Source organism: Citrobacter sp. wls708 (assembly GCF_005281255.1).
Taxonomy (GTDB): Bacteria; Pseudomonadota; Gammaproteobacteria; order Enterobacterales; family Enterobacteriaceae; genus Citrobacter; species Citrobacter werkmanii.
Genome location: NZ_SZXE01000036.1, coordinates 103,046 through 125,292, shown reverse-complemented (window position 1 = coordinate 125,292; position 22,247 = coordinate 103,046). Strand labels below are relative to the sequence as shown.

At 52.6% G+C, this 22,247-nt stretch carries 18 protein-coding genes; 9 read left to right on the top strand and 9 right to left on the bottom strand.

The window, feature by feature from the left end:
- Positions 1-37: 37 nt before the first annotated feature.
- Positions 38-1,264, bottom strand: coding sequence for a peptidase T (pepT, locus tag FDW97_RS20170; protein WP_069323349.1), 1,227 nt, complete (start codon positions 1,262-1,264; stop codon positions 38-40).
- 250 nt (positions 1,265-1,514) lie between these two features.
- On the opposite strand from pepT, the gene potA reads away from it, so the two are divergent.
- From potA to potD, 4 genes are read left to right on the top strand one after another with little or no spacing between them, the layout of a single operon-like run.
- Positions 1,515-2,651, top strand: coding sequence for a spermidine/putrescine ABC transporter ATP-binding protein PotA (gene potA / locus FDW97_RS20165; RefSeq protein WP_038639864.1), 1,137 nt, complete (start codon positions 1,515-1,517; stop codon positions 2,649-2,651).
- Positions 2,635-3,492: a spermidine/putrescine ABC transporter permease PotB gene (gene potB / locus FDW97_RS20160; protein WP_038639863.1), complete on the top strand. Its 858-nt coding sequence runs from the start codon at positions 2,635-2,637 to the stop codon at positions 3,490-3,492. Before potA ends, potB begins: the two co-directional genes overlap by 17 nt.
- Complete coding sequence (potC, locus tag FDW97_RS20155) at positions 3,489-4,268, top strand: spermidine/putrescine ABC transporter permease PotC (protein ID WP_006684943.1); 780 nt, start codon at positions 3,489-3,491, stop codon at positions 4,266-4,268. The genes potB and potC overlap by 4 nt, the downstream gene beginning before the upstream one ends.
- A gap of 27 nt (positions 4,269-4,295) precedes the next feature.
- A complete protein-coding gene (potD, locus tag FDW97_RS20150) occupies positions 4,296-5,342 on the top strand; it encodes a spermidine/putrescine ABC transporter substrate-binding protein PotD (RefSeq protein ID WP_137351546.1) in 1,047 nt (348 codons plus the stop codon).
- 103 nt (positions 5,343-5,445) lie between these two features.
- Here potD and cobB read toward each other — a convergent pair whose 3' ends face one another.
- From cobB to lolC, 5 genes are read right to left on the bottom strand one after another with little or no spacing between them, the layout of a single operon-like run.
- A complete protein-coding gene (cobB, locus tag FDW97_RS20145) occupies positions 5,446-6,267 on the bottom strand; it encodes a Sir2 family NAD+-dependent deacetylase (RefSeq protein ID WP_137351543.1) in 822 nt (273 codons plus the stop codon).
- Between the two features lie 15 nt (positions 6,268-6,282).
- Positions 6,283-7,194 carry an N-acetylglucosamine kinase gene (gene nagK / locus FDW97_RS20140; protein ID WP_085048504.1) on the bottom strand — a complete coding sequence of 304 codons (912 nt, stop codon included), beginning with the start codon at positions 7,192-7,194 and terminating at the stop codon, positions 6,283-6,285.
- Between the two features lie 18 nt (positions 7,195-7,212).
- Positions 7,213-8,457: a lipoprotein-releasing ABC transporter permease subunit LolE gene (gene lolE / locus FDW97_RS20135; protein WP_069323346.1), complete on the bottom strand. Its 1,245-nt coding sequence runs from the start codon at positions 8,455-8,457 to the stop codon at positions 7,213-7,215.
- Positions 8,457-9,158 (bottom strand): lipoprotein-releasing ABC transporter ATP-binding protein LolD, encoded by a 702-nt coding sequence (gene lolD, locus FDW97_RS20130; RefSeq protein WP_137351542.1) that lies wholly within the window; start codon positions 9,156-9,158, stop codon positions 8,457-8,459. The genes lolE and lolD overlap by 1 nt, the downstream gene beginning before the upstream one ends.
- Positions 9,151-10,350 carry a lipoprotein-releasing ABC transporter permease subunit LolC gene (lolC, locus tag FDW97_RS20125; protein ID WP_137351545.1) on the bottom strand — a complete coding sequence of 400 codons (1,200 nt, stop codon included), beginning with the start codon at positions 10,348-10,350 and terminating at the stop codon, positions 9,151-9,153. Before lolC ends, lolD begins: the two co-directional genes overlap by 8 nt.
- Before the next feature lie 260 nt (positions 10,351-10,610).
- Between lolC and FDW97_RS20120 the strand changes: the two genes are divergently transcribed.
- From FDW97_RS20120 to FDW97_RS20110, 3 genes are all read left to right on the top strand, one after another.
- Positions 10,611-11,675 carry an acyltransferase family protein gene (locus tag FDW97_RS20120; RefSeq protein WP_137351541.1) on the top strand — a complete coding sequence of 355 codons (1,065 nt, stop codon included), beginning with the start codon at positions 10,611-10,613 and terminating at the stop codon, positions 11,673-11,675.
- Between the two features lie 118 nt (positions 11,676-11,793).
- Positions 11,794-15,240 carry a transcription-repair coupling factor gene (gene mfd / locus FDW97_RS20115; protein ID WP_085048508.1) on the top strand — a complete coding sequence of 1,149 codons (3,447 nt, stop codon included), beginning with the start codon at positions 11,794-11,796 and terminating at the stop codon, positions 15,238-15,240.
- Between the two features lie 148 nt (positions 15,241-15,388).
- Positions 15,389-16,354, top strand: a complete 966-nt coding sequence (locus FDW97_RS20110) for a L,D-transpeptidase family protein (RefSeq protein WP_121528888.1) — start codon at positions 15,389-15,391, stop codon at positions 16,352-16,354.
- Between the two features lie 87 nt (positions 16,355-16,441).
- Here the strand turns inward: FDW97_RS20110 and bhsA are convergent, their stop codons facing one another.
- On the bottom strand, positions 16,442-16,699 hold the full coding sequence (gene bhsA / locus FDW97_RS20105; RefSeq protein WP_137351540.1) for a multiple stress resistance protein BhsA: 258 nt from the start codon (positions 16,697-16,699) through the stop codon (positions 16,442-16,444).
- 243 nt (positions 16,700-16,942) lie between these two features.
- On the opposite strand from bhsA, the gene comR reads away from it, so the two are divergent.
- Complete coding sequence (gene comR, locus FDW97_RS20100; RefSeq protein ID WP_137351539.1) at positions 16,943-17,578, top strand: TetR family copper-responsive transcriptional repressor ComR; 636 nt, start codon at positions 16,943-16,945, stop codon at positions 17,576-17,578.
- Between the two features lie 246 nt (positions 17,579-17,824).
- Positions 17,825-20,005 carry a TonB-dependent siderophore receptor gene (locus FDW97_RS20095; RefSeq protein ID WP_038639832.1) on the top strand — a complete coding sequence of 727 codons (2,181 nt, stop codon included), beginning with the start codon at positions 17,825-17,827 and terminating at the stop codon, positions 20,003-20,005.
- Positions 20,006-20,062: 57 nt separating this feature from the next.
- Here FDW97_RS20095 and FDW97_RS20090 read toward each other — a convergent pair whose 3' ends face one another.
- Both FDW97_RS20090 and ndh read right to left on the bottom strand, forming a co-directional pair.
- The gene (locus FDW97_RS20090) at positions 20,063-20,602 is read right to left on the bottom strand and encodes a glycine zipper 2TM domain-containing protein (RefSeq protein ID WP_003030814.1); all 540 of its coding nucleotides are present in this window, start codon (positions 20,600-20,602) and stop codon (positions 20,063-20,065) included.
- Positions 20,603-20,770: 168 nt separating this feature from the next.
- Positions 20,771-22,075 carry an NADH-quinone dehydrogenase gene (gene ndh / locus FDW97_RS20085; protein WP_038639829.1) on the bottom strand — a complete coding sequence of 435 codons (1,305 nt, stop codon included), beginning with the start codon at positions 22,073-22,075 and terminating at the stop codon, positions 20,771-20,773.
- Between the last annotated feature and the right edge of the window lie 172 nt (positions 22,076-22,247).

Below are 22,247 nucleotides of genomic sequence, written 5' to 3'. Positions count from 1 at the left end.
TAGGCCGGATAAGCGCAGCGCCATCCGGCATCTACATTTATTTTTGTTTCGCCGCCAGCTCCGCAATACGTACAATGACCTGCACCGCTTTTTCCATCCCTTCCAGAGTCACAAATTCATGTTTGCCATGATAGTTGTAGCCGCCGGTGAACAGATTCGGACACGGTAACCCCATAAACGACAGCTGCGCGCCGTCGGTTCCGCCACGAATAGGCTTCAGCACAGGTTCAATATCGCAATCGCGCATCGCCTTCTGGGCAATATCCAGCACGTGCGGATGCTCAATCACTTTTTCGCGCATATTGTAATAGCTGTCTTCGATCACCAGCTCGATGTAGCAGTCCGGGTGTAACCCTTTGCCAACCTTCTTGGCGATATCCATGATCTTGCGTTTACGCGCTTCAAACTGCTTACGGTCAAAATCACGGATGATGTAGTGCATATCCGCCCGATCAACCGTCCCTTTCATGCTCGCCAGGTGATAAAAGCCTTCATAGCCTTCCGTCGTTTCCGGGCTTTCATCGGCCGGAACCTCCGCGTGAATACGCGCAGCCAGCGACAGCGCATTCACCATCACCCCTTTTGCGGTGCCCGGATGCACATTGTTGCCCACGATCTTGATATTAACCGACGCGGCGTTGAAGTTTTCAAACTCCAGCTCCCCCACGCCACCACCGTCAACGGTATAGGCCCACTGCGCATCGAATGCCGCAACGTCGAAATGCTTCGCCCCTTTACCGACCTCTTCGTCCGGCGTAAAGGCCACGCGGATATCACCATGCGGGATCTCTTTTTGGATCAGCACAGCCAACGCGGTCATGATTTCTGCGATGCCCGCTTTATCATCGGCGCCCAGCAATGTTTTGCCGTCTGTAGTGATTAGCGTCTGACCCAAAAGCTGATGCAGTACCGGGAACATCACCGGCGACAGAACTTCATCGCCAATACCTAACGCGATATCGCCCCCGCGGTAGTTTTCAACAATTTGTGGATTAACGTTTTTACCACTGCAATCCGGTGAGGTATCCACATGGGAAATAAAACCGATAGCGGGAATATTGCCAGCAACGTTAGCAGGCAACGTTGCCATCAGCGTCCCCTTTTCGCTGAGTGAAATATTGACCAGCCCCATCTCTTCGAGCTGTTGTTTGAGCAGTTGTAATAACTTCCACTGTCCTTCGGTGCTGGGTACTTGCCGCACGCCCGATTTGGATTGGGTGTCCAGCGACACGTAGTGTAAAAAACGCTCAAGTAGTTTATCCATGCAGTCACCCTCACTTTTTGTGACAACATTATCAATAAGCAACAAAAGACAAATATTGCGTCAGGTCACTTTTATCCCCGCAAGTAAGAATATTTCGCCATGACATCCCCTCTGACTATAGGGCTAAGTCAGTAATTCGCAACAAGGATTGGCGATTACCATGGTTTGCCGTAGAATAACGGCCCTCATTAAGAGTCATCAAGGTGGTTAACCACAAACCCCGCATCGGTCAGCCATCCGTTGCGTTTACATGGGACAGAGTAAAAAATTGAATAAACAACCGCGTTCGCTTTCTCCACTGGTGCAATTAGCGGGAATTCGCAAAAGTTTCGATGGCAAAGAGGTGATTTCCAGCCTGGATTTGACCATCAAAAACGGCGAGTTTCTCACGCTGCTCGGCCCCTCTGGCTGCGGTAAAACAACCGTTCTTCGCCTGATTGCCGGTCTGGAAACGGTTGATTCCGGTCATATCATATTGGACAACCAGGACATCACTCACGTTCCGGCGGAAAATCGCTACGTGAACACCGTCTTCCAAAGCTATGCGTTATTTCCCCACATGACCGTGTTTGAAAATGTGGCCTTCGGTTTACGCATGCAGAAAACACCCGCTGCTGATATCCCTCCTCGTGTTACCGAAGCCCTGCGCATGGTACAACTGGAAGAATTCGCCCAACGAAAGCCGCATCAACTTTCTGGTGGACAGCAACAGCGCGTGGCGATTGCCCGTGCGGTGGTCAACAAACCTCGTTTGCTCCTGTTAGATGAATCCCTCTCTGCGCTGGACTACAAACTGCGCAAACAGATGCAGAACGAACTGAAAGCGCTGCAACGTAAGCTTGGTATCACTTTTGTTTTTGTCACGCACGACCAGGAAGAAGCGCTGACCATGTCAGACCGTATTGTGGTAATGCGCGATGGCAAGATTGAGCAAGATGGTACGCCGCGCGAAATCTACGAAGAGCCGAAAAATCTGTTTGTCGCCGGGTTTATCGGCGAAATCAATATGTTTAACGCGACGGTCATTGAGCGTCTGGACGATCAGCGCGTTCGTGCTAATGTGGAAGGTCGCGAGTGCAACATTTACGTCAACTTCGCGGTGGTGCCTGGGCAAAAACTGCACGTATTATTGCGCCCGGAAGATCTGCGCGTTGATGAGATCAACGACGATAATCATATTGAAGGTCTTATCGGCTACGTGCGTGAACGCAACTACAAAGGCATGACGCTGGAGTCGGTTGTGGAACTGGAAAATGGCAAGATGGTGATGGTCAGTGAATTCTTCAATGAAGACGATCCTGACTTCGACCACTCACTCGACCAGAAAATGGCGATTAACTGGGTAGAAAGCTGGGAGGTCGTACTGGCTGATGAAGAACACAAGTAAATTCCAGAGTGTGGTGATCGTCACCATTGTCGGTTGGCTTGTGTTATTTGTCTTTCTGCCCAACCTGATGATCATCGGCACCAGCTTTTTGACCCGTGACGACGCTAATTTCGTCAAAATGGTCTTTACGCTGGAAAACTATACTCGCCTGCTGGATCCGCTCTATTTTGAGGTACTGGTTCACTCCCTCAATATGGCGTTGATTGCCACGCTCGCCTGTCTGGTACTCGGCTATCCGTTTGCCTGGTTTTTGGTAAAGCTGCCGGAAAAAGTGCGCCCGCTGCTGCTGTTCCTGCTGATTGTTCCGTTCTGGACCAACTCGCTTATTCGCATCTACGGACTCAAAATTTTCCTCAGTACCAAAGGCTATCTCAACGAGTTTCTGTTGTGGCTCGGCATTATTGATACCCCCATTCGCATCATGTTTACCCCCAGCGCGGTGATTATCGGCCTGGTGTACATCCTGCTACCGTTTATGGTGATGCCGCTCTACTCCAGCATTGAGAAGCTCGATAAACCGCTGCTGGAAGCCGCACGCGATTTAGGCGCCAGCAAACTTCAGACCTTTACCCGCATCATTATTCCGCTGACGATGCCGGGAATTATCGCCGGATGTCTGCTGGTTATGCTGCCGGCAATGGGGCTGTTTTACGTTTCCGATTTAATGGGCGGGGCGAAAAACCTGTTGATTGGTAACGTGATTAAAGTGCAGTTCCTGAACATTCGCGACTGGCCGTTTGGCGCAGCTACCAGCATAACGCTGACTATCGTGATGGGGCTGATGCTGCTGGTCTACTGGCGCGCCTCGCGCTTGCTGAACAAGAAGGTAGAACTCGAATGATCGGTCGACTGCTTCGTGGCGGTTTTATGACCGCTATCTACGCGTATCTGTATATTCCAATCATTATTTTGATTGTGAACTCCTTTAACAGCTCGCGCTTTGGCATCAACTGGCAAGGTTTTACTACCAAGTGGTACGGTCTGCTGGTGAACAACGACAGCCTGCTGCAGGCGGCGCAACACTCCCTGACGATGGCAGTGCTCTCCGCAACGTTTGCCACGCTGATCGGTTCACTCACCGCGGTCGCGCTTTATCGCTACCGTTTTCGCGGGAAACCCTTTGTCAGCGGCATGCTGTTTGTGGTGATGATGTCGCCCGATATCGTAATGGCGATTTCGCTGCTGGTTCTGTTTATGTTAATTGGCATTCAGCTCGGCTTCTGGTCGCTGCTGTTTTCGCATATTACCTTCTGTCTGCCTTTTGTGGTGGTGACGGTCTATTCACGTCTGAAAGGCTTTGATGTGCGAATGCTGGAAGCGGCAAAAGATTTGGGCGCCAGTGAAGTGACTATCCTGCGCAAGATCATTCTGCCGCTGGCAATGCCTGCGGTGGCCGCAGGCTGGTTGCTAAGCTTTACGCTGTCGATGGATGACGTCGTTGTTTCATCCTTCGTCACCGGGCCGGGTTATGAAATTTTGCCCTTAAAAATCTACTCAATGGTAAAAGTCGGCGTATCACCCGAGGTGAACGCACTGGCGACCATTTTGTTGGTTCTGTCGCTGGTTATGGTGATCGCCAGCCAGCTTATTGCACGTGATAAAACCAAGGGCCGCTAAGGCCCTTAATTCAGGGGACGTTAAATGATGAAAAAATGGTCACGCCACCTGCTCGCGGCGGGTGCTCTGGCACTGGGCATGAGCGCCGCTCACGCGAATGACAACAACACGCTCTATTTCTATAACTGGACTGAGTATGTGCCGCCAGGACTGCTGGAGCAGTTCACCAAAGAGACCCGCATTAAGGTTATCTATTCGACCTATGAGTCGAATGAAACCATGTACGCCAAGCTCAAAACCTATAAAGACGGTGCGTACGATCTGGTGGTTCCGTCTACCTATTACGTCGATAAAATGCGTAAAGAAGGCATGATCCAGAAGATCGACAAGTCGACGTTGACCAATTTTCACAACCTCGATCCGGAAATGCTCAACAAGCCGTTTGACCCCAACAATGACTACTCCATTCCGTATATCTGGGGTGCGACGGCCATTGGCGTCAACAGCGATGCCATCGACCCGAAAACCGTAACCAGTTGGGCCGACCTGTGGAAACCGGAGTACAAAGGTAGCCTGTTGTTAACCGATGACGCGCGTGAAGTCTTCCAGATGGCGCTGCGCAAGCTGGGGTATTCCGGCAATACCACCGATCCAAAAGAGATTGAAGCCGCCTATAACGAGTTGAAGAAGCTGATGCCTAACGTCGCGGCATTTAACTCTGACAACCCGGCCAACCCGTATATGGAAGGCGAAGTCAATCTGGGGATGGTGTGGAACGGCTCCGCATATGTCGCGCGCCAGGCGGGGACCCCGCTGGAAGTGGTGTGGCCGAAGGAAGGGGGTATTTTCTGGATGGACAGTCTGTCTATTCCGGCTAATGCGAAAAACAAAGAAGGTGCGCTGAAGCTGATTAACTTCCTGCTGCGCCCGGACGTGGCGAAAGAAGTCGCAGAAACTATCGGTTATCCAACGCCAAACCTTGCGGCACGTAAGCTGCTGAGCCCGGAAGTGGCGAACGATAAAACGCTCTACCCTGATGCTGATACCATCAATAAAGGGGAATGGCAAAATGACGTCGGCTCCGCCAGCGCCATTTATGAAGAGTATTATCAGAAGCTGAAAGCAGGACGCTAATTCAGCGTTGTAAGGAATGCCCGATGGCGCTACGCTTATCGGGCCTACATCAATGCGAAGCGTAGGCCGGATAAGGCATTTGCCGCCATCCGGCAAAAAAAAATTACAGCCCTTTCAATAACTTCTCAACAAACTTAGGCACCACCTGGCTTGCCGGACCGTAATGCTTCTCTTCGAATTCGCTTCCCACCTGGCTCGGCTCGAGATTTAACTCTACCGTATGCGCTCCATGCAGCCGCGCCTCATGCACAAAACCCGCGGCCGGGTAAACATGGCCTGATGTGCCAATGGCAATAAACACATCCGCCATTGCCAGCGCCATATAAATTTCATCCATTCCCAGCGGCATTTCACCAAACCACACGACGTGCGGTCGCAGCGGAGCCGGGAACTGGCAGCAATGGCATTTGTCTTCCGCAGTCACATCGCCCGTCCACTCCAGAATCTGTCCGCTTTGCGAACAGCGAACCTTGAGCAGTTCGCCGTGCATATGGATGACATTCTGGCTGCCCGCGCGTTCATGCAGGTTATCAATATTCTGCGTCACCAGTAAAAAACGGTCACCCAGCTCGGCTTCAAGTTTTGCCAGCGCGATATGCGCCGCGTTGGGCTGGATTTCTGGTTGCTGCAATTGATGACGACGGGCGTTATAAAACGACTGAACCAGTTCCGGGTTGCGACTAAACCCTTCCGGGGTCGCAACGTCTTCGACCCGATGTTCTTCCCAAAGACCATCCGTCGCGCGAAAGGTTCGAATACCTGACTCGGCAGAAATCCCCGCTCCCGTCAGTACCAGCACTCTTGGTTTTTCCATCAATTCAGGCACCACTCTGTCTCTGAAAAAGATTCGTTGACGCAGGCGATCGCGCAAATGGCGTTTATTTTTACGAAAGCGGCTTAACCGATGACTCCGACGCGACAGCATAACAACCTCTTTGTATTAATCGGTAAGATGTAAAAAAGCGGCCCCGCGCATTCCGCCCGCATCACCGTGCCGCGCCTGCTCAATACGCGGCACTCGGGCAACCGGCAGCAGATGGCGTGGCAATCTGTCCGCCAGTTGCGTCGTAATAGCGGAAAAATTCGACAAACCACCACCAATCACCACTAAATCAGGATCAACGATGGTCAGGATATTCCCCAAACAGACTGCCAGTAAATCCAGATAACGTTCAACATGGGCGCGCGCTTGCTCATCCCCCTGCTCCCACAGCGCGATAATTTCACGGGCATCCAGCGGTTGATGGTAGTAATGCTGATACAACCACGCAAATCCACCACCGGAGAGATAGCTTTCAATACAGCCCAATTGACCGCATCCGCAGCGGCGCAGTGGGAAATCAAATCCCATCAGCGTCAGCGCATCGACAGGCAAACGAATATGACCAAACTCACCGGTGATATAGCTGCGTCCGGTGATAGATTTACCGTTAAGCACCAGTCCACCGCCGACACCGGTGCCGAGGATTAACCCCATAACCAGCGGATACTGAGTGAACTCGTCGTCCCAGGCCTCAGAGAGGGCAAAACAGTTGGCATCGTTGTCCAGGCGAACATCGCGGTCAAGGCGGGCACTGAGATCGGCACGGAGCGGTTTACCACTGGCGGCAGGCACATTGGCCGCGTACAGCGTACCGTCTTCTGTTTCCGGCATGCCAGGAATGCCGATACCCACCGAACCTTTGACGCCGAATCGCTGGTCCGCTTCCATTACCAGATTGCAGACCGCATTAAGGAAAGCTTCATAGCTGTCGCGAGGCGTAGGGACGCGTGTTTCCCATTGCAAACGGCGTTGGTTATCAAATACTCCCAGCGCAATTTTGGTCCCGCCGATGTCAAATCCGTAATACATCACCGCTCCTTCTTATTGTTATTGGCCGCTAAGTACTCTCGCAGGATCAATATTGCTGGCGCGACGCGCCGGATACCAACTCGCCAAAAGACTCAGCACTAATGCTGTCACCAGCACGTAGATCACATCCAGCCAGTGTAATTCCGATGGCAGGAAGTCAATGAAATAGATATCGCCAGACAGGAACTGATGGCCGATAAGCGCCTCGATGCCGTTGATGATCGGCGTCAACTGCAGCGAGACAACCACCCCGATGACGACGCCTATCAGACTACCGAACAAACCCGCCAGCAGGCCGTACCAGACAAAAATGGCACGGATCAAACCATCTTTAGCCCCCAGGGTTCTTAATACCGCAATATCACCGCTTTTGTCTTTTACCGCCATCACTAACGTGGAAACGATATTAAAACAGGCCACGCCAATCACCAGCACCATCGCCAGATACATGATGGCGCGGATCATCTGGATATCGCGGTACATATAGCCGTAGGTGCCAATCCAGCTCTTAATATAAACATAGTTATTGGTGACTTCACCCGCGTCACGTACCAGTTTATTGGCGTTAAAGACGTCGTTAACTTTTAGCGCGATCCCGGAAACGCTGGATCCCATATCCAGGTATTGCTGCGCATCTTCCATGGGGATCATGGCAAAGCTGTGATCGAGCTGACCGCTCAGCTGCAAAATGCCCGTCACGTGCAAACGCACGCGTTTAGGCTGCTGTAACTTATGGTCCGCACTGGCGTTAGGGATCATAATCGACACCCAGTCGCCCTGCTTCACCTTCAGCGCATCGGCAATCCCCTTACCAATGATGATTTGCTGCTCACCGGCTTTGAAATTATCCCAGGCGTGGTTCTGCACGAACGATGGCAGCGCGCTTAAACGCTGCTCCTGTTTCGGGTCAACGCCCTTCACCTGCACCGCGCGTAGATTCGCCCCACTCTCCACCAGTCCGGTAAAGTTGATATAGGGCGCTGCGGCGACAATACCAGGCACTTTCTGTACTTTATCGAGCGCTTCCTGCCAGTTGTTCCACGGCTGGTTGACGGCCTCAATTTCACCGTGCGGGACCACGGCCAGAATACGGTTGTTCAACTCACGCTCAAAGCCATTCATGGCGCTTAACCCGACGATCAACACCGCCACACCCAACGCGATGCCAACGGTAGAAATCACCGAAATCAGCGAGACCATACCGCCGCGCCGCCGACCTCGGCTAAAACGCAGGCCAATCAATAACGATAAAGGCGAAGCCATTACTCTGCTCCCATCAGGCTCAGTTCAGCCGTCAGGCGACCATCGCGCATTTCAAGCTGGCGGCTCATGCGCTTCGCCAACTGCAGATCGTGCGTCACCACCAGAAATGCCGTGCCCTGAGAGCGGTTAAGCTCCCCCAGAAGCTCGAAAATGCTGTCCGCGTTGCGCGCATCAAGGTTACCCGTTGGTTCATCCGCCAGCACCAGACGAGGGTTATTGACCAGCGCACGGGCAATGGCCACGCGCTGACGCTCGCCGCCCGACAGTTCAGACGGGCGATGGCTGGCACGATGGTCCAGCCCTACCGCTTTCAGCATATCGCGCGCGCGCGCGGTGATTTCAGCCGGTTTTTTCTTACCAATCAGCAGCGGCATCGCTACGTTTTCCAGTGCGGTAAAATCCGGCAGCAGATGGTGGAACTGGTAAATAAAGCCCAGCTTCTGATTGCGCAGTTCCGCCTTCGCCGCAGACGAGAGCTTGCTCATCGGCTGACCGCTAAAAATGACGTCGCCGGAAGTTGGTGTATCCAGCCCACCTAACAGATGGAGCAGCGTACTCTTACCGGAGCCGGAGCTGCCGACAATCGCCATCATCTCGCCTTCGCCAACGCAAAAACTGACATCGTGCAGGACATTGGTCTGCACTGAGCCTTCCTGATAGCGTTTGCACAGGTTGTCGCATTGCAACAGGATCTTATTCATAACGTAAAGCCTCAGCGGGTTGAGTGGCGGCAGCGCGCCAGGAAGGATAAAGCGTAGACAGCAGCGCGACGGCCATCGCCACCAGCGCAATGACGATAACCTGCAGCGGCTCGATGGCGACCGGCAGCGCAGCGCCATCCAGAAGCACGCCGATAATGGGCATCAGGTTGTTCAGTTGACTGGCGAGCAATGCGCCCAGCCCTGCGCCCAGCAGCGCGCCGATAATCCCGGCACTGGCCCCCTGAACCATAAACACCATCATTATCTGCCGCGGCGTTAGCCCCTGAGTTTGTAGAATCGCCACTTCCCCTTGCTTCTCCATTACCATCAGACCCAGCGAGGTAATAATATTAAAAGCCGCCACCGCCACGATCAGACTGAGCAGCAGCCCCATCATGTTTTTCTCCATGCGCACGGCCTGGAATAATTCCCCTTTACGCTCGCGCCAGTCCTGCCATTTGGTACCTTGCGGCAGCGTTTGCTGGCTCAACGTGTCAACCTTTAACGGCTCGTTCAACCACAAACGCCAGCCGGTGATATTACCCACCGGGTAGCGCATCAGGCGTGACGCATCCTGAATGTTGGTCAGCATCTGGTAGCCGTCGACTTCGCTGTTAGCGGCAAAGGTGCCGATCACCGTAAACAGACGCTGGCTAGGCAGACGCCCCATCGGCGTAAACTGACTGGCGGACGGCACCATTACGCGAATTTGATCGCCACGGTTAACGCCCAACTGCCCGGCAAGCTGCTCACCGAGGATGACATTATACTTACCCGGTTGCAGATCTGTTTGCTTCACATTGACCAGATACGGCGTGAGCGGATCTTTTTGCGCCGGGTCGATACCCAGCATTACGCCAACCGCCACGCTACGCGCACTTTGCAGCACCACATCACCCGTTGTTATGGGTGCAACGCGGTTGACGCCGTTCAACACCACCGCTTTTTCCGGCAATTGCTGCGGGTTTAGGGAACCCTGTTCAGACGAGAGAACAGCCTGGGGCATCAGGCCAAGGATATTGTTTTGCAGCTCGCGCTCGAAACCGTTCATCACTGACAACACTGTGACCAGCGCCATTACCCCGAGAGTAATGCCGATGGTGGAGAGCCAGGAAACGAAGCGACCGAAGCGATCTGCTGCACGCCCGCGCATATAACGCAGGCCGATGAATAGAGCGACAGGTTGGTACATGAAATCCGTCTGGTTGCTGTTAGCAAAGTCACGAGTATATAAGCGAAAGCGGAATGGGTAAATGACTGAACCGTAAGTGTTCGTCAGCACTATTCCTAAAAGGATAGATAAATCAATCCGCTGTAGTTACCCCTCCCCCTTCAGTCCGGGTCCCTGATCTTTATCCTAAAAAAACAAAATGCAGACAGTTACGCATTACAGCGTACAGCGGGTTGCGCAGGATGGCAGGCTATAGCAAACAATATGGGTACGCTGTCTCAATGAATAAAAAAGAATTATGGATTAATCAAATCAAAGGGTTATGCATTTGTCTGGTGGTAATATATCACTCAGTCATTACGTTTTACCCACACCTCACCACCTTTCAGTATCCGCTTTCAGAGATGCTGAGCAAATGCTGGATTTACCTCAATCTGTACCTGGCGCCGTTTCGTATGCCGGTATTTTTCTTTATTTCAGGCTATTTGATCCGCCGCTACATCGATAGCGTTCCCTGGACAACCTGTGTGGATAAACGGATCTGGAGTATTGCCTGGGTGCTGGTGCTATGGGGAGTCGTGCAATGGTTGGCGTTAGTCTCGCTCAATAACTGGTTGGCTCCGCAACGCGATCTGAGTCATGCTGCCAACGCCGCGTATGCCGGTTCAATCGCTGGCTTTACCCACGGGATGCTGACCGCCAGCACCAGCTTGTGGTATCTGTATGCGCTGATTGTCTATTTTGTGCTGTGTAAGATGTTCAACCGCTGGGCGTTACCGCTGTTGACGCTGTTTGTCGTGCTGAGCGTGGCGATCAATTTTTTCCCCACGCCGTGGTGGGGAATGAACAGCGTGATGCGCAATCTGCCCTGGTACAGCCTCGGCGCCTGGTTTGGCGCAACGCTGATGGTATGGATCAAAGAGGTGCCTCTGCGCCGCCATACGCTCATATTTATGGTTAGCGTAGTGGCCGCTGTGGTCGCGTGGCTGGCAAATATTTCGCTACTGCTTTCCCTCCTGTCTATTGTACTGATCATGAAGCTGTTTTATCAGTTCGAGCAGCGCTTTGGTATGCGCGCATCCAGCCCGTTAAGCGTGATTGGATCCAATACTATCGCCATCTATACCACCCACCGTATTTTGGTTGAGCTGTTCAGCTTAGCGCTAATCCCCAAAATCAATCATGCCGCCTGGCCTGCGTACGGCGAGTTGCTCCTGCTGCTGGTTTATCCCTTCGCCTGCCTGCTGTTGTGCACTCTGTTTGGCTTGCTGGTGCGTAAGATTTCGCAAAAAACCATTGCCGACTTGCTCTTTTCTCCACCGTCTTTATCGACGGCCTCGCGCTAATTTCAACGCGCTTTTTGCCCCCATCAGGGGGCGAATCAATTTGCTTATGAGAAACGATCACGGATAATAAAGAACATTGCTTATCAGATGTATATCTAAACGAGATCCTGACAACCGAATGCCTGAACAACATCGTTACACGCTCCCGGCCAGCGCTTCCGACCAGCGCCAGTTAGGCGAACTGACCGGCGCAGCTTGCGCGACGCTGGTCGCTGAAATTGCTGAACGTCATGCGGGTCCTGTCGTACTGATCGCGCCGGACATGCAAAATGCCCTGCGACTGCATGATGAAATTCGTCAGTTTACCGACCAGATGGTAATGAACCTGGCGGACTGGGAAACGCTGCCCTACGATAGCTTTTCCCCTCATCAGGAGATTATCTCCTCGCGGCTTTCCACGCTGTATCAACTCCCCGCGATGCAGCGCGGTGTACTGATTGTGCCAGTGAACACGCTGATGCAGCGCGTCTGTCCGCACAGCTATCTGCATGGTCATGCGTTGGTGATGAAAAAAGGTCAGCGGCTTTCGCGCGACGCCCTGCGCGAACAACTGGACAGCGCGGGCTACCGTCATGTTGATCAGGTGATGGAGCACGGCGAATACGCCACGCGCGGCGCATTGTTGGATCTGTTCCCCATGGGCAGCGAATTACCTTATCGACTGGATTTCTTTGATGATGAAATCGACAGTCTGCGTCTGTTTGATACCGACACCCAGCGCACACTGGAAGAAGTCGACGCCATTAATTTGCTGCCCGCGCATGAATTCCCGACCGATAAAACGGCGATTGAGCTGTTCCGCAGCCAGTGGCGCGATACCTTTGAAGTTAAACGCGACGCCGAACATATTTACCAGCAGGTCAGCAAAGGCACGTTACCTGCCGGGATCGAATACTGGCAGCCATTGTTTTTCAGCGAGCCGCTGCCCCCCCTGTTCAGCTATTTCCCCGCCAATACGTTATTGGTCAATACCGGCGATATAGAGACCAGTGCGGAGCGCTTCCAGGCTGATACCCTGTCGCGTTTTGAGAACCGGGGTGTTGATCCGATGCGCCCGCTTCTGCCGCCACATTCGCTGTGGCTGCGCGTAGATGAGCTGTTCTCCGAACTTAAACGCTGGCCCCGTGTTCAACTGAAAACTGAGACTCTGGCGAACAAAGCCGCGAATACTAACCTCGGCTTCCAGAAGTTGCCAGATATCGCGGTTCAGGCGCAGCAAAAAGCGCCGTTAGATGCGTTACGTAAATTCCTTGAAGGCTTCACCGGTCCGGTGATTTTCTCCGTTGAAAGCGAAGGTCGCCGCGAAGCGCTTGGCGAACTGCTCGCCCGTATCAAAATCGCGCCGAAGCGCATATTGCGTCTCGACGAAGCCGTCGACAATGGTCGCTATCTGATGATTGGCGCAGCTGAACACGGCTTCATTGATAGCAAACGCAACCTGGCGCTGATTTGCGAAAGCGATCTGCTCGGGGAGCGCGTGGCGCGCCGCCGCCAGGATTCTCGTCGCACCATCAATCCTGATACGTTAATTCGTAACCTCGCCGAACTGCATCCCGGTCAACCGGTGGTGCACCTGGAGCACGGCGTTGGCCGTTATGCCGGGATGACCACGCTGGAAGCGGGCGGTATCACCGGCGAGTACCTGATGCTCACCTACGCCAACGACGCCAAACTGTACGTGCCTGTGTCATCGTTGCACCTGATCAGCCGTTACGCTGGCGGCGCGGAAGAAAATGCGCCGCTACATAAACTGGGTGGCGATGCCTGGTCTCGCGCCCGTCAGAAAGCCGCTGAGAAGGTGCGCGATGTCGCGGCAGAACTATTGGATATCTATGCTCAGCGTGCGGCGAAAGAGGGCTTTGCCTTTAAGCATGATCGTGAGCAGTACCAACTGTTTTGCGACAGTTTCCCGTTTGAAACTACGCCCGATCAGGCGCAGGCGATCAACGCGGTGCTCAGCGATATGTGCCAGCCGCTGGCCATGGACCGCCTGGTGTGTGGCGACGTCGGCTTTGGTAAAACCGAAGTCGCGATGCGCGCCGCCTTCCTCGCCGTAGAGAACCACAAGCAGGTGGCCGTGCTGGTTCCGACTACCCTGCTCGCTCAGCAGCACTTCGACAACTTCCGTGATCGCTTTGCCAACTGGCCGGTACGTATTGAAATGCTGTCCCGTTTCCGTAGCGCCAAAGAGCAAGCGCAGATTCTGGAGCAGGTGGCCGAAGGGAAAATCGATATTCTCATCGGCACCCACAAACTGCTGCAAGCGGACGTGAAGCTAAAAGATCTGGGTCTGTTGATTGTCGATGAAGAGCACCGTTTTGGCGTTCGTCATAAAGAGCGCATCAAAGCAATGCGCGCGGATGTCGATATCCTGACGCTGACGGCAACGCCTATTCCGCGTACGCTCAATATGGCGATGAGCGGCATGCGCGATCTGTCGATCATCGCCACGCCTCCTGCCCGTCGTCTGGCGGTGAAAACCTTTGTGCGTGAATATGACAATCTGGTGGTTCGCGAGGCTATCCTGCGTGAAGTTCTGCGCGGGGGGCAAGTTTATTATCTGTTTAACGACGTCGAAAATATCCAGAAAACCGCTGACAGATTAGCGGAACTGGTGCCGGAAGCGCGTATTGGTATCGGCCATGGTCAAATGCGCGAGCGCGAACTGGAACGCGTGATGAACGATTTCCACCATCAGCGCTTTAACGTTCTGGTATGTACCACTATTATCGAAACCGGGATCGACATCCCGACCGCCAACACCATTATCATCGAACGCGCCGATCACTTTGGTTTGGCGCAATTACACCAGTTGCGCGGCCGTGTGGGACGTTCACACCATCAGGCGTACGCCTGGCTGCTGACGCCGCATCCAAAAGCGATGACCACCGACGCGCAAAAGCGCCTGGAAGCCATCGCCTCGCTGGAAGATTTGGGCGCTGGCTTTGCGCTGGCGACCCACGACCTTGAAATTCGCGGCGCCGGGGAACTGCTGGGTGAAGATCAGAGTGGTTCCATGGAAAGCATCGGCTTCTCGCTGTATATGGAGCTGCTGGAAAATGCTGTCGATGCGCTCAAAGAAGGACGCGAACCGTCGCTGGAAGATCTCACCAGCCAGCAAACCGAAGTTGAACTGCGCATGCCGTCACTGCTGCCGGATGACTATATTCCCGATGTCAACACGCGACTGTCGTTCTACAAACGTATTGCCAGTGCGAAAGGCGAAAACGAGTTGGAAGAAATTAAGGTCGAGCTGATAGACCGTTTTGGTCTGCTGCCCGACCCGGCCCGTACGTTGCTGGATATTGCCCGGTTACGCCAACAGGCGCAGAAACTGGGCATCAGAAAGCTTGAAGGCAATGAAAAAGGCGGCACGATTGAGTTTGCAGAGAAAAACCACGTTAACCCGGTGTGGCTGATTGGTTTACTGCAAAAACAGCCGCAGCACTTCCGTCTGGACGGTCCAACCCGGCTGAAATTTATGCAGGATCTGAGCGAGCGTAAAACGCGAATCGACTGGGTACGCCAGTTTATGCGCCAACTTGAAGAAAACGCCGTAGCATAGTGAGCATGCCGGGAGCGCACATAACGCTCCCGGCCTGTGAATTTACAAACTCTTTGCACTTCCCTGCACTTCCCGACACAGCAAACGGCCATAATTCTTGTTTACTTTTACATAATAAAAACCACGTAAAAACAATGGATTTATGGTGATGTTAAACAATAAACGACTCTCTCGCTGGTTAGCGTTTTTTACGCTTGCAGCGACCTTCGCGTTAGCATTTCCGGCTCAGGCAAACACCTGGCCGCTGCCGCCGCCGGGAAGCCGTCTGGTGGGACAGAATACCGTTCACGTTGTCGAAGACAATGGCGGTTCTCTCGAAGCTATTGCGAAAAAATACAACGTCGGCTTTTTAGCGCTGCTGCAGGCCAACCCCGGCGTTGATCCTTTCGTGCCTCGTCCTGGCAGCGTTTTGACTATCCCATTGCAAACCCTGTTACCGGATGCACCGCGCGAAGGTATTGTCATCAACCTCGCCGAACTGCGTCTTTATTATTACCAGCCGGGGACAAATTCGGTGACCGTATATCCTATTGGCATTGGCCAGTTAGGTGGTGATACGCTGACGCCCACCATGGTAACCACCATTTCCGATAAACGCGCTAATCCCACCTGGACGCCTACGGCAAATATCCGCGCGCGCTATAAAGCAAACGGCATCGATCTTCCTGCCGTTGTCCCTGCCGGGCCAGATAACCCGATGGGCCATCACGCAATTCGCTTAGCCGCATACGGCGGTGTTTATCTGCTGCACGGCACCAATGCTGACTTTGGTATCGGTATGCGCGTCAGTTCCGGCTGTATTCGTCTGCGCGACGGTGATATTGAAACCCTGTTCCGTCAAGTGAAGCCAGGAACCAAAGTCAATATCATTAACACGCCGATCAAAGCCTCAGTCGAACCTAACGGCATGCGGCTGGTGGAAGTGCACCAGCCGCTGTCAGAAAAGATCAATGATGACCCGCAACTGCTGCCGATCGTGTTGAACGCCGCAATGCAGACCTTTAAGAATGCGGCGCAAACGGACCCTGCCGTCATGGAACATGCGATGGAGATTCGCTCAGGCATGCCGGTCGATGTCACCCGTCATCACGACGTGGCTCAACAACCGATGTAAACATTACCCATAAAAAAAACCCCCGCTGGATTTTATTCCGCGGGGGTTTTTTATTTAACTCGCAGTGGCATTGCGATGGGTTAAATCTTATTTGTAGATAACGGCAGTCCCGTGAAGGGTGTTAGGACCGGTAACGGAAGTAATACGGAAAGACTTCGCGCCCATCTCATCCGCTTTCTGCGACAGTTGATCTTCCAGAGAACCTAAGTTCGTCCCCGCATTTGCAGAGATAGTACCAACTTTCTGTTGACCTGCAGGCGTGGCCTGAACTTCAACAGCGGCGAAGCTGGCAAATGACAGTGAGCTAAGAACAGCAGCAACAAACAGAGTTTTTACGTTTTTCATAATAGTGACCTTTTGCAGATGAATGGGTGTCGCAATGATTAACTTAACGATCGATAGGTAAATCATAGATGTGATCCAGGTCACACGTCAACATTTTTTTATAATGATCGTTATATAAAAGATAAAGACCTTATTTTTCATGCTAATAGCTATAAATTATTTTTATCGCTAATCCGCTGGAGTGTGGCGGGGAATATTTTTATAATGATTATTCACTAAAGCCAACAAAGGTACATCGGCGCCATGACAACTGAAACGACAGGTTGTGCAAAAAAAAGCCGTGGCCGACCAAAAGTGTTCGACAGGGAAGCCGCGCTTGATAAGGCCATGACACTCTTCTGGCAGCACGGATATGAAGCGACATCGCTCGCCGATCTCGTGGAAGCAACGGGTGCGAAAGCGCCCACGCTGTATGCGGAGTTTACCAACAAGGAAGGGTTGTTTCGTGCCGTGCTGGACCGCTATATAACTCGCTTCGCGGCGAAACACGAAGCTCAGCTGTTTTGCGAAGAAAAAAGCCTTCAGTCAGCACTGGAAGACTATTTCACCGCCATAGCGACCTGCTTTACCAGTAAAGATACTCCGGCAGGATGTTTTATGATTAATACGTCCGCGACGCTGGCGGCCTCTTCCCGCGAGATCGCCCACACGGTGAAATCACGCCATGCGATGCAGGAACAGACGCTTACCCAGTTCCTTCGTCAGCGCCAGCAGCGTGACGAAATTCCGGCCCACTGCGACGTGCAAAAGCTGGCCGAATATCTGAACTGCATTTTACAGGGTATGTCGATTAGCGCCCGCGAAGGCGCGTCATTTGAGAAACTGATGCAGATCGCACACACCACCCTACGGCTGTGGCCCGAACTCATCAAACTTTAACCCTCTCCTCTCTCTTCCACGAACAGATGACACCGCCGGGGGCTAAAAGCCCTCGGTTTTTTGTACCAATAACCCTTCATTCCTTATTGTTTTCATCGCATTAGCAGATCTTTTTTAAAAAATGTATTGATAACGACAATTATTATCAGCAATATTCGCATTTGTTTTAACACCTGTTTCCCAATGTAACTATCGGTTTCTCTACCGCAATAACAAAAACAGACCGACTTTTTAAAAGGAATACAAATGCATAAGCGTCTCTGGGTGCTCAATCCGCTCTTATTATCCTTAACCCTACCGGCTATCGCAGCGGAGGAAGAGAATCTCATCGTCAGCGCTAACCGCAGCCAACGCACCGTGGCAGAAATGGCGCAAACGACCTGGGTTATTGAAGGAAGCGAAATTGAACAGCAAGTTCAGGGTGGTAAAGAGTTCAAGGATGTTCTTGCTCAGTTAATCCCCGGAATTGATGTCAGCAGTCAGGGACGAACCAATTACGGCATGAACATGCGCGGTCGCGCCATCGTAGTATTGATAGACGGTGTCCGTCTGAATTCCTCCCGTACCGACAGCCGTCAACTTGACTCCATTGACCCGTTTAACATTGCTCATATTGAAGTCATCTCAGGCGCAACATCCTTGTATGGCGGAGGAAGTACCGGCGGTTTGATCAACATCGTCACCAAAAAAGGTCAGCCTGAGCGTGAAGTCGAACTCGAACTGGGCAGTAAAAGCGGGTTTAATAACAGTAACGATCATGACGAACGCGTCGCCGCCGCGGTGAGTGGAGGAACCGATCGTGCATCCGGTCGTATGTCCGTCGCGTATCAACGGTTTGGCGGTTGGTATGACGGCAACCACGATGCTCTGCTGCTGGATAACACCCAAACCGGCCTGCAGCATTCCGATCGTCTGGACGTGATGGGCACCGGGACGATTGAGCTGGATGATAACCGTCAATTACAACTGGTTACCCAGTACTACAAGAGTCAGGGGGATGAAGATTACGGGCTGGATCTCGGCGAGAACATGTCCGCCGTGACCGGAAACGGTAAAGCTTATACCAGCAGCGGACTGAACTCCGATCGTATTCCCGGCACCGAGCGCCATCTGATCAGTCTGCAGTATTCCGATGCAGATTTCTTTGGTCAGAACCTGGTCAGTCAAATCTATTACCGCGACGAATCGCTAAAATTCTACCCCTTCCCTACGCTGAGCAAAGGCAAGGTCACCAGTTTCTCCGCCTCACAGCAGGATACCGACCAGTTCGGTGCCAAAATCACTCTCAACAGCCAGGTAATGGATGACTGGGAACTGACGTGGGGTATCGATGCGGATCATGAAACCTTCGATTCCAATCAGAAATTCTTCGATCTGGCTTACTCTCTGCCCTCCGGTGGCATGGACAACCGTACCGCTTATACTACCGGGCGTTATCCTGGTTACAGCATCACCAACTTCGCGCCTTTCCTGCAAAACAGCTATGACATAAACGATATCTTCACTCTCAGTGGCGGCGTACGCTATCAATGGACCGAAAACAGGGTTGATGATTTCGTTGGCTATGCCCAACAGCAGGGAATCGCGACGGGCCTTGCAAACTCCGCCGATACCATTCCGGGCGGCAAAACCGATTACGATAACTTCCTGTTTAACGCCGGGATCCTCGCCCACCTGACTGAGCGCCAGCAAACCTGGTTTAACTTCTCTCAAGGCGTTGAGCTTCCGGATCCGGGGAAATATTACGGTAACGGCACCTATTCTCTGGTTGGCGATCATTATCAACTTCTGCGCAGCGTCAACGTGGCGGATTCTCGCCTGGAAGGGATTAAAGTTAACTCGTACGAGCTGGGATGGCGTTACACGGGCGATAACCTGCGCACGCAACTGGCTGCTTATTACTCCACTTCGGATAAATCGATCGTTATCAACCGCAGTGATATGACCATAAACGTACAGCCCGACGATCGTCGGATTTATGGTCTGGAAGGTGCGGTAGATTATTTCATCGCCGATACTGACTGGAGTCTGGGCGGCAACTTCAACGTCATTAAATCCGAAGTGAAACAAAACGGTAAATGGCAGAAATGGGATGTCACTCTGGCTTCACCATCTAAAGCAACCGCATGGGTCGGCTGGGCGCCTGAACCGTGGTCGCTGCGTGTACAGAGCCAGCAAACATTTGATCTGAGTGACGCCAGCGGCAATAAGCTGGACGGCTATAACACCATGGACTTTATCGGCAGCTACCAGCTCCCGTTAGGTAAGCTGACCTTCAGCGTGGAAAACTTGCTGAATGAAGAGTACACCACGCTATGGGGACAACGTGCGCCACTGCTGTACAGCCCAACTTATGGCAGCCCGTCACTGTATGAATACAAGGGCCGGGGTCGTACCTTTGGTCTGAACTACGCCTTAACCTTCTGATAAAAAAAGCCCCCCAGCCTGAGCGAATGGGGGGCTAATGTTCAGGATAATGCTATTTTACGCTTTGTTATTCAGTACCAACTGTCCGTTGTTATCCAACGGAATTTGCGCGCCGGGGTCCTTATCCATACGAATTTTCCCCTGCTGATCGCCAATTTTGTACGTCACGTCGTAGCCCAGCATTTTTTCTGATTTGTCATACACCGTTTTACAACGCTGCTGCGTGGTGGTGTACGTATCGTTTTCTTGCATCGAACCCTGGATCTGGTTACCGGCATAGCCGCCGCCTAATGCACCCGCCACGGTGGCAATATCTTTACCGCGTCCGCCACCAAACTGGTGGCCGATAACACCGCCAGCTACGGCACCCAGCACAGAACCCGCGATACGGTTTTCATCTTGCACCGGCTTGCGGTGCGTGACCGTCACGTTCCGACACTCCTGACGTGGCGTTTTTACCGATTCTTTAATCGGTGTTGCAGAGACAACTTGTGCATACTGTGGGCCACGCTCGAAAACGTTAAGACTGGCCACCGCTGCAACACCCAGCGCAGCAGCTACGCCAATCCCTATACCCGCCAACATTGATTTATTCACGGGACTTCCTCCTTTTTTGCTATTAGCAAAAACTTTGCAACAGAAGGTAAGGAATGCCAATCAGATTACGGATGAAAATAGCGGAAGGCAGGGATAAAGCGAGATGATTCAGAGAACTCTGAAGGAAGGCGTCGGATGCGTGAAATTGTCCGACGCCTGAGGTCAATATTAATGCAGTTTCAGACGCGGACGAATCACCCGGTTAATACTGCCGACCAGCATCATCAGGCCGGTTTTGAAGTAACCATGCAGCGCAATCTGATGCATACGATACAGTGAGATGTAGACAAAGCGCGCAATACGGCCTTCTACCATCATTGAACCGCGCGTGAGGTTGCCCATCAGGCTACCGACGGTAGAGAAGTTAGAAAGCGAGACCAGAGAACCGTGATCTTTGTACTGATACGCTTTCAACGGCTTGCCGTTCATCTGCGCCAGGATATTGTTCATCGCGCAGGTCGCCATCTGGTGCGCAGCCTGAGCGCGCGGCGGCACAAATCCACCTTCCGGACGCGCGCAGGAAGCGCAGTCGCCAATCGCATACACGTCAGGATCGCGTGTGCTTTGCAGCGTCGGCTCAACCACCAGTTGGTTAATCCGGTTCGTTTCCAGACCGCCAATATCCTTCATAAAGTCTGGCGCTTTGATCCCTGCGGCCCACACCATCAGGTCAGCCTCAATGTATTCGCCATCTTTGGTATGCAACCCGCCTTCGTCAGCGCTGGTAACCATCGTCTGCGTCAGTACGCGTACGCCCAGTTTGGTTAATTCATTGTGCGCGGCGCTGGAAATCCGCGGCGGCAATGCCGGCAGGATACGCTCACCGGCTTCAACCAACGTAACGTTCAGCGCGTCATTGGTCAGTCCTTTATAGCCATAACTGTGCAGCTGTTTAACCGCATTGTGCAGTTCCGCGGAGAGTTCAACCCCCGTCGCGCCGCCGCCGACAATGGCAATATTCACTTTACCGTTAACGCCCAGATTCGCGGAATACTTGAGGAACAGATTCAGCATCTCCTGGTGGAAACGACGCGCCTGATGCGGGTTATCAAGGAAAATACAGTTCTCTTTGACGCCCGGCGTGTTGAAATCGTTGGACGTACTGCCCAGCGCCATCACCAGCGTGTCATACGGCACTTTACGCTCAGGAACCAGCAGATCGCCCTTCTCATCGCGCAGCTCAGCGATAGTAATGGTCTTCGCTTCGCGATCGATATCAACCACCGAGCCCAACTGGAACTGGAAGCCATGGTTACGGGCATGCGCCAGATAGCTCAGCGCATCCACACCTTCATCCAGAGAACCGGTCGCCACTTCATGCAGTAACGGTTTCCATAAATGGCTGTGGTTTCTGTCCACCAACGTAATTTTGGCCTTTTTCTTACGCCCCAGCTTTTTACCCAGCTGCGTCGCCATTTCCAGTCCGCCAGCACCGCCGCCGACAATCACGATCCTTTTCAATGGTGTAGTCAACGTGACCCCCTCAAATTTATTAACCAATTGTTAATTAAAAGTTATTGGCATAGCCTTTAATTAACAACAAGTTACGATAATGAAAATGTCCTTCGAGAGTGAGAATAACACGAACGGTGCATTGGTCATACCAAAATTGATGTGCATCAAGTTTTGATGCTGAAAAGATAGA